We start from the raw sequence: 14,141 nt of genomic DNA on the forward strand, positions 1-14,141 counted from the left end.
GCACGGGGCCGCCGCGAGGGCGACGGCCGGGTCTATATCCTCAACGCGCCGTTGTATCAAGCCTCTTCATCGTCGTCGATGTCGCCGTCGATGAGATCGCTCACGTCGTCGTCCGAGGTTTCGTCTTCTTCCAGGAAAGTGTCGTCGTCGTCAATATCATCTTCGATATCGACATCGTCATCCACAGCCCCTTCCTTGGCCTTCTCGCCGGCAGCAACCTCGTCGAGGGAGACGATGTCCGCACCCGTCTCGAGCTCGGTTTCCTCGCCCTCCTCGGCCCGCGCTGTCTCCGCGCGGCCGCGCAGAGCCTGGACGACGAAGACCGTCCCGCACTTCGGGCAGACGATCGGATCCTTGTTGAGGTCGTAGAACTTGGCGCCGCAGCTCAGGCATTGGCGCTTCGTGCCGAGTTCCGGTTTCGCCACGGTGGTGCTCTCTTCCGGGGTTGAGGTTGAGCGCTCCCGTTAGTCATGTGTCCGCCGCCTGTCAAACCCTAATCGCAGTTTTTTCGGCGGGCGGCCCGGCGATTTCATCCGGCGAGGAAATGCGCTAGGGAGCGCATGCCGCCCTTTCAACTGGAACCGAGCGACCGTGTCTTCCCATTCCGCAACACCGCAACCGCTCATCGCCCGCCGCGGGGCCAGCCTCGCCGGCCGCCTGCGCGTGCCCGGCGACAAGTCCATCTCCCACCGCTCGCTGATCTTCGGCCTCCTGAGCGCCGGCGAGACGGCGATCAGCGGTCTTCTCGAGGGCGAGGACGTCCTGCGCACGGCGGATGCCGCCCGCGCGCTCGGCGCGGATGTCGAGCGTCTCGGCGAGGGGCGCTGGCGGGTTCGAGGCGTCGGCATCGGCGGGCTCTCGCGCCCGGCCGGCGTGCTCGACTTCGGCAATGCCGGCACCGGCTCTCGCCTGATGATGGGCGTCGTCGGCGGCCATCCGATCACCGCGACCTTCGACGGCGACGCCTCCCTGCGCAAGCGCCCCATGCGCCGCATCCTCGACCCGCTCGTGAAAATGGGCGCGCGAGTCGTGTCCGAGGCGGAGGGTGGGCGCTGTCCCATCACTTTGGAAGGTGCGCGCGAGACCGTGCCGATCGTCTATGAGACGCCTGTCGCCTCGGCACAGATCAAGTCGGCCGTGCTGCTCGCCGGCCTCAATGCGCCAGGCCGCACCACCGTCGTCGAGAACGAGGCCTCGCGCGACCACACCGAGCGCATGCTGCGCCACTTCGGCGCCGAGGTGAGCGTCGAGCCCCACGGCATCCACGGCCGGCGCATCACCGTCGTCGGCCACCCGGAGCTGACGGCGCGACCCGTCGTCGTGCCGGCCGATCCTTCCTCTGCCGCCTTCCCGCTGGTCGCCGCGCTGATCGTGCCGGGCTCGGACATCGTCCTCGAAGGCGTCATGATGAACCCGCTGCGCACTGGCCTCGTCACCACGCTCATGGAGATGGGCGCGGACATCGCCGTGCTCGACCGACGCGAGGAGGGCGGCGAGGATGTCGCGGACCTGCGCGTGCGCGCTGGCACCCTGAAGGGCATTGACGTCCCGGCCGAGCGCGCCCCGTCGATGATCGACGAGTATCCGATCCTCGCCGTCGCCGCCGCCTTCGCCGAGGGCGAGACGGTGATGCGCGGCCTGCACGAGCTGCGCGTCAAGGAATCGGACCGGCTCGAGGCCGTGCTGGCCGGCCTCCGCGCGGCCGGGGTCGATGCCGAGATCGCCGGTGACGACCTCATCGTGCGCGGCGGGCGTGTTCCGGGCGGCGGCACGGCTGCGACGCATCTCGACCACCGCATCGCCATGTCCTTCCTGGTGCTGGGCCTCGCCAGCGAGAAGCCGATGCAGGTCGATGACGGCACGATGATCGCGACGAGCTTCCCGACCTTCGTGCCGCTGATGCACGGCCTCGGCGCCGATATCGGCTGACGGGCGGGGGATGCCATGATCATCGCCATCGACGGCCCCGCCGCCTCCGGCAAGGGCACGCTCGGGCGCCGGCTCGCCGCTCACTTCGGCCTGCCGCATCTCGACACCGGTCTGCTCTATCGGGCCGTGGCGCAACGCCTTCTCGCAGCCGGGGAAACTCTGGACGATGTTGCGGCGGCAACGGCGGCGGCCCGGGAGCTCGACCTCGAACGTCTCGACGAGGGCGCCCTGCGCGGTCGCGCGATGGGCGAGGCCGCCTCCATCGTCGCCGCCATGCCGAGTGTGCGCGAGGCGCTCATTGCCCTGCAGCGCGCCTTCGCCGGCCAGCCCGGCGGGGCAGTGCTCGACGGCCGCGATATCGGCACCGTGATCTGCCCCGAGGCCGATGTGAAGCTCTTCGTCACGGCGAGCGCCGAGGAGCGGGCCCGTCGCCGCTGGCGCGAACTCGTCGCGCGCGGCGAGCCGGCCGACGAGGCCGCGATCCTCGAGGACATCCGCCGCCGCGACCGGCGTGACGCCGAGCGCCCCACGGCCCCCCTCGCGGTGGCGCCTGATGCGCACCAGCTCGACACCACCCGGCTCGATGCCGACGGCGCCTTCGCGGCGGCGCTTGGCATCGTCTCGGCCGTGGTGGCCTCGCGCACGAAATCGTGAGCCGGCCAGGGCGGGACGTTCCATCGTTTCGCCGGGAGTGGCACACTTGATGGTCCCCCTCGCCTACTGGGAGAGAGGAGACGCGAGATGGGCCATCCGGCAATTGGGACACTGCCGTGGGGATCGTTGGCCGGGGCAGCACTCGCCGGCCTCATGATGCTGCCGGCAGGAGCGCTCGCGCAGGCAGGGCCGCAGGAGGTCGATGTCGCGCTCGTCATCGCCGTCGACATCTCCTATTCCATGGACGAGGACGAGCAGCGCCTGCAGCGCAAGGGCTATGTCGAGGCGTTGCGCTCGACGCCCGTGCTTGACGCCATCGCGCGCGGCCCCGTCGGCCGCATCGCCGCCACCTATGTCGAATGGGCGGGCTCGAACTCTCAGGACATCATCGTTCCTTGGCAGGTCATCGAGGGGCCCGAGAGCGCCGATGCCTTCGTGGAGCGCATCGCCGCCGCGCCCATCCGGCGCGCCTATCGCACCTCGATCTCCGGTGCCATCGACTTCGCCGCCAACCTCTTCGGCAGCAGCGGCGTCGCGGCCATGCGGCAGGTGATCGACATCTCCGGCGACGGGCCGAACAACCAGGGCCGGCCAGTGACCGACGCCCGCGACGAGGCGGTCGCCCGCAACATCACGATCAACGGCCTGCCGCTGCTCTACAAACGCTCGAGCTACATGGACATCGCCGATCTGGACGCCTACTACCGCGACTGCGTCATCGGCGGCCTCGGCGCGTTCATGGTGCCCGTGCGCGAGATCGAGCAGTTCCAGGACACCATCCGCAAGAAGCTCGTCATGGAGATCGCCGGCGTCAGCGGGCCTGCGCCGCAGGTCGAGCGCACGGCCGCGGAAAAGAAGGCCTCCTGCCTTGTCGGCGAATGGCGCTGGAACGAGCGCATGGGAAACTGATGCCGATGCCCTGTCGGATCCCGCCCCCGACGCCTGCGAGACGAGCGGGACGCGGGGACAGCAAAAGCGCGATTGCACAAAGGTGGCCGCTTTCCTAAGACCGGGGAGCCTTCCTCCGGCCTCCAGCGAAAGCCGCCATGACTGAGACCACCGAGACACCCGCCGCCACCCCCACCATCGCCCTCGTCGCCCATGACGCGAAGAAGGCAGAGATGGCCGCCTTCGCCGAGGCGCATCGCAACGAACTCGCCGCCACGACGCTCTATGCTACCGGCACGACCGGCGCGCGCGTCATGGAGCGCTGCCCGGAGCTCAGCGTGACGCGGCTGAAGAGCGGGCCGCTCGGCGGCGACCAGCAGATCGGCGCCATGATTGCCGAGGGTCGCATCGACATGCTCATCTTCTTCGTCGATCCGCTGTCGCCACATCCGCACGACGTCGACGTGAAGGCGTTGATGCGCCTTGCCCTCGTCTACGATATTCCCATGGCGCTTAACCCTGCCACCGCCGCCCGGCTGCTGCCCGTCGCGGCATCGGCCTGACGGCGCGGGGGCATCGCTAAGTGCCGCGCGGCTTGGCGCGCGTCGTCGGCGTGGCGCTGACCGGGTCCTCCGGCCAGGGATGTTTGGGATAGCGGCCGCGCAGGTCAGCTCGCACGCCGGCCCAGGACCCGCGCCAGAAGCCCGGCAGGTCGCGCGTAATCTGGATGGGCCGGTGCGCCGGCGACAGCAGTTCGAGGATGAGCGGCACGCGCCCGCCGGCGAGCGTCGGATGCCGGTCGAGCCCGAACAGTTCCTGCACCCGAAGGGCAATGGACGGTCCCTCCTCCCCGCCATAGTCGACGAGGATGCGCGAGCCTGTCGGTGCCTCGAAATGGGTCGGTGCCTCGGTATCGAGACGGCGCATCAGCTCCCAGGGCACGAGGCTGCGCAGCGCCGCGTCGAGATGGCCGGCGTCGATCCCGGACAGGCTGGTCAAGCCGACGATATGGGGGGCGAGCCAGCGCTCGGCAGTTTGCGCCAGGGCCTCGTCCGTGAGGTCTGGCCAAGGTTCGCCCTCGGCGCGGCGCAGGAAGGCAACACGCTCGCGCAGTTGCTGCTGGCCCTTCGTCCAGGGCAGGCCATCGATGCCGATGGCTGCGACGCCCCGCGCCAGCACGGCGGCGGAAGCCTCGTCCGCCGGCACGGCAAGCGGGTGCTGGGCGAGGACGAGGGCGCCGAGGCGGCGTAGCTTGCGGGCGCGCAGGGCCCGGGCGGCCCGATCGAACACCACCTCTTCCACGTTCTCGATGTGATGGCCTGCGATAGCCTCGATGCCAGCTGGCGTGATCGGCGCCGCCAGCACGATGCGGGCGCTTGCGCCGCCGCCGGCGATCTCGGCCACGGCAAGGAAGGATTCGCGCGCCAGCCGGTCGGCCGAGTCGACGAAGGCGCCGCGGCCGTTGGCAAGCAGGAACTCACCCGCCTTGCCACGCGCGCGTGCGATGCGGTCCGGATAGGCTAGCGCGACGAGGACGCCGGGGTCATCGTTCGCCGCCGCGGCCGGCAGCCCGGCCGCAGCGGATTGCTGGGCCCAGCCGGCCGCCGTGCGGCGCATGTCGGCCGCCCGACGTGAACGGTCGGCCCGGAAGCGCTCCAGCCGCTCGACGAGATCCGTGCCGCTCCCACCGAGCCCGCGCTCGACGAGGATGGCGGCAATCTCCGCTGCAGTGCCGGCCGCGGTGCCGGCGGCGAGGACCATACGCGCGAGGCGCGGCGGTAGTGGCAGGTCGTGCAGGTGCCGGCCCGTCGGCGTGAGCCGCCCGCTACCGTCGAGCGCGTCGATCTCGACGAGGAGGCGCCGCGCCTCGGCAAGCGCGGGGGCGGGCGGCGCGTCGAGGAGGCGCAGCCGCATCGGGTCGCTGAGCCCCCAGGCCGCGCAGTCGAGCAGCAGCGGTGCAAGGTCGGCGGTCAGGATCTCGGGCCGTGCGAAAGGCTCGAGCGCGCCGTTGCCCGCCTCCTCCCACAGCCGGTAGCAGACGCCCGGCTCCGTCCTGCCGGCGCGGCCGCGCCGCTGGTCGGCCGAGGCGCGCGACACGCGCACCGTCTCGAGCCGCGTCAAGCCGATGTCGGGCTCGTAGCGCGGCACGCGCGCGAGACCGGAATCGATGACGACCCGGACACCGGCGATCGTCAGCGAGGTCTCGGCGACGGCGGTGGCCAGGACCACCTTGCGCCGCCCGGGCGGCGCAGACGCGATGGCCCGGTCCTGCGCGACACGATCAAGGGTGCCGTAGAGGGGCGCAATGTCGACGCTTGGGTCACGGATGCGCGCGCCTAGCATCTCCGCCACGCGGCGGATCTCGCCCTGGCCGGGCAGGAAGACGAGGAGCGAGCCGGCCTCGACACCGAGCGCTGCCACCACGGCATCGGCCACGTCTTCCTCGATGCGCCGGCCGGGCGTGCGGCCGAGATAGCGCGTCTCGACCGGAAAGGCGCGACCTTCGCTTTCGATCACCGGCGCATCGCCGAGGAGCGCGGCAACGCGCGCGCCATCGAGCGTCGCCGACATGACGAGGAGCCGCAGATTCGCGCTGAGGGCCTCCTGCGTCTCGATGGCGAGCGCGAGGCCGAGATCGGCATCGAGCGAGCGCTCGTGGAACTCGTCGAACAGGACCGCCGACACGCCCTCGAGCGCCGGATCGTCGAGGATCATGCGCGTGAACACGCCTTCGGTGACGACCTCGATGCGTGTCTTGCGCGAAACGCGCGTCTCCAGCCGGACCCGGAGGCCAACCGTCTCGCCGACCGTTTCGCCCAGAGTGGCCGCCATGCGAGCGGCCGCCGCGCGCGCTGCGAGACGCCGCGGCTCGAGCACGATGACACGCCCCGCACACCAGGCCTCGTTGCGCAGGACGAGCGGCACGCGCGTCGTCTTGCCGGCGCCGGGCGGTGCCACGAGGACCGCGGCATTGCGGGCCGCGAGCGCGGCACGCAGGGCCGGCAGCGCGTCATCCACTGGCAAGGGCTCGCGTAACGGTTGATGCGTCATGCCGTCCTTGATGGCGAAGAAGAAGGCTGCCCGCAAGCGAAGCCGCACGGCCCCATCCGGGATCGCCGCGGAAGAGGGTTTGCGTATCGTGAAGGAATGCAACGGCGGCGCAGGGCTTTGTTTACGCTCCAGGCGTAGTCTCGCTGCCCAGCCGCCATCAAAGCGACGACTGGAATGCCCTCGTTCAGTTACTTCCTTCCGTTCGTCGAGAGCGCATCGTTTCTCGTGCTGTCGGCCGTGCTGCTCGCGATTCTCGCGCCGCCGCTGGCGCGATGGCCCCTGGTCTGGCAGGTGGCCGTCGGCGTTGTCTTCGGTCTCGTCGCCATGGTGAGCATGTATCGGCCGGCTGTTCCGGTTCCGGGTTTGCTGTTCGACGCACGCAACGTCATGGTGACGCTCGCCGCTCCGGTCGGCGGCATCGCGAGCGCCGTGATCACCGCCGCGATGGCGATGGTGGTGCGCTGGGACGCGGGAGGAACCGGACTTGCCGCAGGGCTCATCGGCATCGGCACGAGTGCCGTGGCCGGATCGGCCTATCATCTGTTTCTGCGTCGCAAGCGACGCGCCTTGAATCATCGTGACATCCACGCCCTCGGGGCCATGGCAGGCATCCTGCCGCTGTTCAGCCTAGCTGCCCTTCCGTCTTGGGAAGCGACCCTCGCCGCACTGCAGACGATTGCCGTTCCGCATGTCGTCGTGAACTGGCTCGGCGTCGAGTTCACTGGCCTGCTCATTCTCTGGGATCGGGAACGGCGCTCGGCGGTGCACGCTCTCGGCGAGACCGAGCTGTTGCGGCGCGGCATCGTCGACAATGCGCCGGGGGTGCTCTTCCAGCGCGTGCTGCATCCGGACGGCCGCATCTCCTTCCCGTTCGTTTCCAAGGGAGCCATCGAGATATTCGGCATCGAGGCAGCCGAAATCATGAAAAGCGCCGACAGTCTGCACCGCCTCGTCCACCCGGAGGATCTCCCCGCATATCGCGAGGCGCTCGACCTCTCCGCCCGCGATGGCGTGCCGTGCAACGTGCAGATCCGCGTCATCCGCCCGGAGGACGGCCGCATCGTCTGGCTGCGCACCCAGGCGACACCACGCACGGGCAACAGGGGCGAGATCATCTGGGACGGCTTTGTCATCGACGTGACCGACCGTATCACCGCTGAGGAGCTGAAGGCGGAGAACGAGCGCTCGCGCCAGCGCACGCTGCGCGAACTCGCCGACCGTTTCGAGCACGGGGTCGGGCAGGCGCTGCGCCAGCTCTCGCGGGCTGCCGATGACATGCGGGCGGCCGCCGGCAACCTCGCCACCACGGCGCAGGGCACCAGCCGCAAGGCGACCGAGGTCGCCGCCGATGCCGAGGCGACCTCGGCGCACGTGCGCACCGTGGCCGGCGCGGCGGAGCAGATCCACGCCTCCATCGACGAGTTGACCCGCCAGTCCATGGTCACGGTCGGCAAGGCACGCGAGACCTCCGAACATGTCGCCATGACCCGCGCCGACGTGGACGGCCTTGTCGATGCGGTGCAGAAGATCGGCACCATCGTCGAGTTCATCGAGGACATCGCCAATCAGACGAACCTTCTCGCCCTTAACGCCACCATCGAGGCTGCACGCGCCGGCGCCGCCGGCCGCGGCTTTGCGGTGGTGGCGAGCGAGGTCAAGAGCCTCGCCGTGCAGACGAGCCGGGCAACCGCCGAGATCGCCGCCAATATCGAGACCATCCGCAGCGCCTCCGTGGCGGCCGTGCGGGCCGTGGCCTCCATGGACGGCACGGTGGCCGACATCGGTCAGGCCGTTTCCATCGTCGCCGATGTCGCCAAGGCCCAGTCCCGCGCCGCCGAGGAGATCGCCGTCAGCGCCCGCCAGGCGGCCACGAGCACCCAGGCTGTCTCGGGCAACATCGGCGACGTGCGACTCGACGCCCAGAGCGCCGGCGTCGCCGCCGAGCAGGTGCTGCAGGCAGCGACGGAACTCGACGAGCAGGCGCTCGCCCTCAACGAGGCCGTCGACGCCTTCGTGCGCCAGGTCCGCTCCGCTTAGGCTGTGTTGACAAAGTGCCTGATCCACAGGCGGATGGCGCCGATGATTGCGAAGCCGAGCTAACTGGCCGAGGCTTTGTCGTAACGGGTGGCGATCCGGCGGTCGTTCTTGAGGCGGTTGCGCAGAGCGTAGACGACGCTGTCGACCGGGAGCCGCGCGAGACGATTGCGCTTCATGGGGATGAGCGGCTCTGCCCCGCGTGCCCGCAGATCGTCGCGGATGGCATTGCTGTCGTAGCCGTTGTCGGCGATCAACACCTTCGCTTCCGGTCCAGGCTGATCGATCATCGGGCCGAAACCCTGGGCGTCGGACGCTTCGCCGAGTGCTGGTAGGCACGCACGACGGTGCTGTCTATCATCTGGACGCTGGCCTAACCCACGTCGCTCGTTGAGCGGGAACCCCCTTTGTCAACACAGCCTAGGGCAGGGCGTCACTCCGTTGTTCAAATAATAGCGGTGAAGCCGCCTTCATCCAAGTGTCGCTGCCGGAAGACTCACCCGCGCTTTGCGGTCGCGAGAGCGGCCGAGAAAGCGTCGGCGAAGTCCGCCTTCTCATCGGCCGACAGGACGTTGCCCACGGAAACACTTTCGCCGCGCGACACGACTGTCAGGCGTTGCAAACCGAAATCCTCGTCACAGACGCGCTCGAGCCGGGTCCAGGCCGGATTGAATCGCCACTCGCGCCGGTCGCCGCGGTGGCCGACCTTGCGCAGGAGAAGCTCAATCCGGCTCAGGACGACTTCCTCGAAACTGCGGGCGCGGCTGAAGTTGACGCGGAAGGCGAGATAGATGGCGAGCAGGTCAAGGCCGAAGAAGCCTGCAACCGGCCAGGCGCCGGCGAGCATGAAGGGGACGCTGGAGACGAAGGTCGCGACGCACATCAGCGTCATGACCAGGCGGAAGGCGCTCTGCCCCAGCGAGCGGTGCGGCGTGATGAGCGCGCGGAACAGCGGTTCCGCCGCGGGATCGTTCACCGCGTCCGGACTCGGCGGGAGAGAGGGCTTGTCGCTCGTCATCACCGTCCATTATAGGACCGGCATGCGCGTGAAGCATCCTTCTTCTCCCGCCGGCGACACGGCGACTTCCCGACCCCGGCAGGCGGAGGCCGCTGGATCGGCCGGGGTGGTGCCGACCGGGAAGCTGCCGGCCCGTGCCGGCAGGGGCCGCAAGGGCCCAGTCGTGCCGGATGCCGCGACGGTCGCCGAGATCTTCAGACGCTTCCACGATGCCAACCCCGAGCCCAGGGGCGAGCTCGAATACGTCAATCCCTACACCTTGCTCGTCGCAGTCGTGCTGTCGGCCCAGGCGACGGACGCGGGCGTCAACAAGGCGACGCGCCCGCTCTTTGCCATCGCCGACACGCCGGCAAAGATGCTTGCTCTTGGCGAGGAGTCGCTGCGTGAGGCCATCAAGACCATCGGCCTCTACCGCAACAAGGCGAAAAACGTCATCGCCCTGTCGCGTCAGCTCATCGAGCGTTTCGGCGGCGAGGTGCCGCGCTCGCGTGAGGCGCTCGAGACCCTGCCGGGCGTCGGCCGCAAGACGGCGAACGTGGTCATGAACATCGCCTTCGGTGCGCCGACCATCGCCGTCGATACACATCTCTTCCGTGTCGCCAACCGCATCCCGCTCGCCCCGGGCAAAACTCCGCTCGCGGTTGAAATGGGTCTCGAGAAAGTCGTGCCCGAGCCCTATCGGCGCCACGCCCATCACTGGCTCATCCTGCACGGACGCTACGTCTGCAAGGCGCGCAAGCCGGATTGCAGCCGCTGCCTCATCAACGACCTGTGTCGCTACGAGGCCAAGACGATATGAGCCGAGACGGCATGACGGTGGCTCAACCGTAGACGAGGATGCCTGCCAGGCCGGCGGCGCCGATGACGATACGCCACCAGCCGAAGAGGGCGAACCCGTGCCGCGAGACGAAGTTGAGCAGTGAGCGCACTACGAAGAGGCCGGCGACAAAGGCCGAGACGAAGCCGATGACGATGAGGGCACCGTCGTTGAAGGAAAGGTTCTTGTAGTTCTTCAGGAGGTCGTAGGCAAAGGCCCCCGCCATGGTCGGCATGGCGAGGAAGAAGGAGAACTCCGCCGCCGAGCGCTTGTCGGCACCCATCAGCATGGCGCTGACGATGGTTGCACCCGAGCGCGACACGCCGGGGATCATGGCGAGGCACTGGCAGATTCCGATCTTGAGATACATCGGCAGCGGGTAGTGCATGGCATCCCGATGCTCGACTTTCAGTGCCAGGCCGTCCACGGCGAGCAGTATGATGCCGCCGAGGATGAGCGAGATGCAGACGATCGTCGGATCGAACAGCACCTCCTTGATGAAGCCGTGCAAGATGGCGCCGATGATGGCTGCCGGCAGGAACCCGATGAGGACGCCGAGGACGAAACGGCGCATGCCGGGGTCCGTCGGCAGGCCGCGGGCGACGGTGAGGAGCTTGCTGAAATAGACCGACAGGATGGCGAGGATGGCGCCGAGCTGGATCAGCACCTCGAAGGTCTTGCCATTCGATTCGAAGCCGATGAAATGGCCGACGAGCAGCAGGTGGCCCGTCGAGGACACCGGGATGAACTCCGTCAAGCCTTCGATGAGGCCGAGCACGAGTGCTTCGAGCGCGTCCGTGAAAGTCATGCGGCGATCCTGCGGCGGGCTGTGGGCGGGCTGTGAAGAGTTGCGAGAAGGGGCGGCGACGTCGTGTTCCGAGAAACGAATCGAGTTGTCTCGGCCCGGCAGCGGTTCTATACGGGGAATGGCCATCGTGCCAGCCGGTCTGCGCGCGCGGATATGCCGGAAGGTGACCGCTCCCGCCTTATTGCCGCCTGTCTGTCAGCATAGTCCGCGCGTATCATGGCGACCCTGCATCACTATCCCTTCTGTCCGCACTCCCGCTTCATACGGCTCATCTTCGGCGAGATCGGTGCCGAACTATCCCTGGTGGAGGAAAAGCCGTGGGAGCGGCGCACCGAATTCCTGGTGCTTAACCCCGCCGGGCTCGTCCCCGTGCTGGTGGAGGAACAGGGGCTCGTCGTGCCCGGTGCCTCCGTCATCGCCGAATATCTCGACGAGACGCGGAGCGGCGGGCTCGACGCGATGCGCCGCCTCCTGCCGCAGACGGTGGCCGACCGGGTCGAGGTGCGGCGCCTGATGGAGTGGTTCCACCAGAAGTTCTTCGAGGAGGTGTCGGGCTATCTCGTCACCGAGAAGATCTACAAGCGCTTCATGGGGGCCGACGCCGGCGGCGGACCGCCGGACATGAGCGCCATCCGTGCGGCGCGCAGCAATGTCCGCTATCATATGAAATACATCGGCTTCCTGGCGGCGAAGCGGAACTGGCTGGCGGGCGCGCAGCTCTCCTATGCGGACCTCGCGGCGGCGGCGCACTTGTCCTGCGCCGACTATCTGGGCGATGTGCCCTGGGACGAGGACGAAACGGCGAAGGCGTGGTACGCACGGGTAAAATCGCGGCCGTCCTTCCGGACGCTGCTGAACGACAGGGTGCCGGGCATGGCGCCGGCCGCCCACTACGCGGATCTCGATTTCTGACGGGCGAGGCGCTCAGACGCGCGATTGCCGCACGGGCCGCGGCCGAGGGCTTCGACGTCCTCAAGGTCACGCATCCGGCCGCCGTGCCGCAACTGCCGGAGCGGCTTGGCGCGTGGCTCGCGGAAGGGTGCCAGGGCAGCATGGCGTGGATGGCAGACCGGGCAGACGAGCGGGCGGATCCCGCACGGCTCTGGCCTCAGGTGCGCTCCATCCTCCTGCTCGGCATGAACTACGGCCCTGCGGAGGATCCGCTGGCCAATCTCGCGCGGCCCGAGCGGGCGACCATCTCGGTCTATGCGCGCAACCGCGACTATCACGACATCATCAAGGGCAAGCTCAAGCAGGTGGCATCGCTCCTCGCCTCCGTGGGCGGCGCGGACGTCAAGGTCTTCGTCGACACCGCGCCGGTGATGGAGAAGCCGCTCGCGGAGGCGGCCGGTCTCGGCTGGCAGGGCAAGCACACGGTGCTCGTGTCGCGCACCTTCGGCAACTGGCTTTTCCTCGGAGCCATCTTCACCACGGCGGAGCTGCCGCCCGATGCGCCGGAAAAGGACCATTGCGGCTCGTGCCGGCGCTGCCTCGACATCTGCCCAACGGCGGCCTTCCCGGCGCCCTACGTGCTTGATGCACGACGCTGCATCTCCTACCTCACCATCGAGCACAGGGGGCCGATCCCGCGCGACCTGCGCGCCCTCATGGGCAATCGGGTCTTCGGCTGCGACGACTGCCTCGCCGTCTGCCCGTGGAACAAGTTCGCGCGGGAAGCGCGGGAGGCGCGCCTCGCTGCCCGGCCGGATCTAACGGCGCCGTCGCTTGCTGCGCTCGCACGGCTCGACGAGGCCGCCTTCCGGCAGCTCTTCGCCGGCTCGCCGATCAAGCGCACGGGGCGCGAACGCTTCATCCGCAACGTGCTTGTCGCCATCGGCAATTCCGGCTTGCCGGCACTCGCGGAGTCCGCCTTGCGTCTGCTCGACGAGCCGAGTGCCCTGATACGCGGCACGGCCGTATGGGCCTTGTCGCGGCTGTTGCCGGCGGATGACTTCGTGGCGCTGGCTGCGCTTCGCATGGACGGGGAAGAGGACATGACCGTGCGCGATGAATGGCGTTTGGCGCTCGCCGGGAGTGCAGGGGAGGGTCTGACGTGAACCTGTTCGTCTTCGGTCTCGGCTACAGCGCCAGCCACTTCATCGCCCGGTATCGCGAGCGCTTCGGCCGCGTCTCGGGGACGGTGCGCACCGCCGAGAAGGCGGCCACGGTCAATGCGGCACCGGGCGAGATCGAGGCCTTCGTCTTCGCAGGCGGGCACCTGCCGCAGGCGGCGGCCGCTGCACTGGCAGAAGCCGATGCGCTCATCGTCAGCATCGCGCCGGGGCCCGAGGGGGACGTGGTGCTGGCGGCCGGGCGCGAGGCCATTGCAGGGGCGCCGAGGCTCGGGTGGATCGCCTATCTGTCCACCGTCGGCGTCTATGGCGACCATGGTGGTGCCTGGGTGGATGAAAGCGCGCCGCTCAATGCCTCCATGGGGCGCACGCGCCAGCGCGTCCTTGCCGAAGAGGCATGGCTGGCGCTCGGCGGCAAGACCGGCAAGGCGGTGCAGATCTTCCGGCTCGCCGGCATCTATGGACCGGGGCGCAGCCCGCTTGCCAAGCTCCTGCGCGGCGAGGCGCAGCGCATCGTCAAGCCCGGCCAGGTCTTCAACCGCATCCATGTGGAGGACATCGCCGCCGCGCTCGCCGCCTCTCTCGCGCGGCCGTCGCCGGGGGCGATCTACAATGTCGCCGACGACGAACCGGCCCCGCCCCAGGACGTCGTCGCCTATGCGGCCGAACTCGCCGGCATCGCTCCGCCGCCGGAGGTTCCTTTCGCGGAGGCCAACCTGTCGCCGATGGCGCGCAGCTTCTATGCCGACAACCGCCGCGTCTGCAACCGCCGCCTGCGCGAGGAACTCGGCGTGTCGCTCGCCTACCCGACTTACCGTGAAGGGATTGCCGCACTGGCGCAGGTGGAGCTTGCCGGGCGACCTTGAGACC

The 14,141-nt window shown here is 68.9% G+C and carries 13 protein-coding genes and 1 pseudogene; 9 read left to right on the forward strand and 5 right to left on the reverse strand.

Annotated features, from left to right (window positions below; all coding sequences use genetic code 11):
• Positions 1–56 precede the first annotated feature (56 nt).
• The gene (locus BOQ54_RS16680; RefSeq protein WP_055460732.1) at positions 57–425 is read right to left on the reverse strand and encodes a TIGR02300 family protein; all 369 of its coding nucleotides are present in this window, start codon (positions 423–425) and stop codon (positions 57–59) included.
• A gap of 166 nt (positions 426–591) precedes the next feature.
• Here BOQ54_RS16680 and aroA point away from each other — a divergent pair, with 166 nt between their 5' ends.
• The 4 genes from aroA (at position 592) to BOQ54_RS16700 (ending at position 4,034) form a co-directional block, all read left to right on the forward strand.
• The gene (gene aroA, locus BOQ54_RS16685; RefSeq protein ID WP_063189722.1) at positions 592–1,929 is read left to right on the forward strand and encodes a 3-phosphoshikimate 1-carboxyvinyltransferase; all 1,338 of its coding nucleotides are present in this window, start codon (positions 592–594) and stop codon (positions 1,927–1,929) included.
• A gap of 15 nt (positions 1,930–1,944) precedes the next feature.
• Positions 1,945–2,583 (forward strand): (d)CMP kinase, encoded by a 639-nt coding sequence (gene cmk, locus BOQ54_RS16690; protein ID WP_055460734.1) that lies wholly within the window; start codon positions 1,945–1,947, stop codon positions 2,581–2,583.
• Between the two features lie 87 nt (positions 2,584–2,670).
• Positions 2,671–3,492: a DUF1194 domain-containing protein gene (locus BOQ54_RS16695; protein ID WP_055460735.1), complete on the forward strand. Its 822-nt coding sequence runs from the start codon at positions 2,671–2,673 to the stop codon at positions 3,490–3,492.
• Between the two features lie 137 nt (positions 3,493–3,629).
• Positions 3,630–4,034, forward strand: coding sequence for a methylglyoxal synthase (locus BOQ54_RS16700; RefSeq protein WP_063189720.1), 405 nt, complete (start codon positions 3,630–3,632; stop codon positions 4,032–4,034).
• A 16-nt stretch (positions 4,035–4,050) separates the two neighbouring features.
• Here BOQ54_RS16700 and hrpB read toward each other — a convergent pair whose 3' ends face one another.
• Positions 4,051–6,522, reverse strand: coding sequence for an ATP-dependent helicase HrpB (hrpB, locus tag BOQ54_RS16705; protein ID WP_071924555.1), 2,472 nt, complete (start codon positions 6,520–6,522; stop codon positions 4,051–4,053).
• Positions 6,523–6,696: 174 nt separating this feature from the next.
• Here hrpB and BOQ54_RS16710 point away from each other — a divergent pair, with 174 nt between their 5' ends.
• The gene (locus BOQ54_RS16710) at positions 6,697–8,559 is read left to right on the forward strand and encodes a methyl-accepting chemotaxis protein (RefSeq protein WP_055460737.1); all 1,863 of its coding nucleotides are present in this window, start codon (positions 6,697–6,699) and stop codon (positions 8,557–8,559) included.
• 59 nt (positions 8,560–8,618) lie between these two features.
• On the opposite strand, the pseudogene BOQ54_RS16715 reads toward BOQ54_RS16710, so the two are convergent.
• Together BOQ54_RS16715 and BOQ54_RS16720 are read right to left on the reverse strand one after the other, a co-directional pair.
• Positions 8,619–8,867: pseudogene (locus BOQ54_RS16715) on the reverse strand (transposase); the annotation flags it as partial.
• 185 nt (positions 8,868–9,052) lie between these two features.
• Positions 9,053–9,532 (reverse strand): DUF2244 domain-containing protein, encoded by a 480-nt coding sequence (locus tag BOQ54_RS16720; RefSeq protein ID WP_096335287.1) that lies wholly within the window; start codon positions 9,530–9,532, stop codon positions 9,053–9,055.
• Between the two features lie 64 nt (positions 9,533–9,596).
• Between BOQ54_RS16720 and nth the strand changes: the two genes are divergently transcribed.
• On the forward strand, positions 9,597–10,373 hold the full coding sequence (gene nth / locus BOQ54_RS16725) for an endonuclease III (RefSeq protein ID WP_071924325.1): 777 nt from the start codon (positions 9,597–9,599) through the stop codon (positions 10,371–10,373).
• Positions 10,374–10,395: 22 nt separating this feature from the next.
• Here the strand turns inward: nth and BOQ54_RS16730 are convergent, their stop codons facing one another.
• Positions 10,396–11,199 (reverse strand): undecaprenyl-diphosphate phosphatase, encoded by an 804-nt coding sequence (locus tag BOQ54_RS16730; RefSeq protein ID WP_063189714.1) that lies wholly within the window; start codon positions 11,197–11,199, stop codon positions 10,396–10,398.
• Between the two features lie 216 nt (positions 11,200–11,415).
• Between BOQ54_RS16730 and BOQ54_RS16735 the strand changes: the two genes are divergently transcribed.
• The 3 genes from BOQ54_RS16735 to BOQ54_RS16745 are packed head-to-tail and all read left to right on the forward strand — an operon-like array spanning position 11,416 to position 14,137.
• Positions 11,416–12,111, forward strand: coding sequence for a glutathione S-transferase family protein (locus tag BOQ54_RS16735; RefSeq protein ID WP_055460790.1), 696 nt, complete (start codon positions 11,416–11,418; stop codon positions 12,109–12,111).
• Positions 12,108–13,256, forward strand: coding sequence for a tRNA epoxyqueuosine(34) reductase QueG (queG, locus tag BOQ54_RS16740; RefSeq protein ID WP_071924556.1), 1,149 nt, complete (start codon positions 12,108–12,110; stop codon positions 13,254–13,256). The genes BOQ54_RS16735 and queG overlap by 4 nt, the downstream gene beginning before the upstream one ends.
• Complete coding sequence (locus BOQ54_RS16745) at positions 13,253–14,137, forward strand: SDR family oxidoreductase (protein WP_071924326.1); 885 nt, start codon at positions 13,253–13,255, stop codon at positions 14,135–14,137. The genes queG and BOQ54_RS16745 overlap by 4 nt, the downstream gene beginning before the upstream one ends.
• Positions 14,138–14,141: the final 4 nt, after the last annotated feature.

Source organism: Chelatococcus daeguensis, assembly GCF_001887265.1.
Lineage (GTDB): Bacteria > Pseudomonadota > Alphaproteobacteria > Rhizobiales > Beijerinckiaceae > Chelatococcus_A > Chelatococcus_A sambhunathii.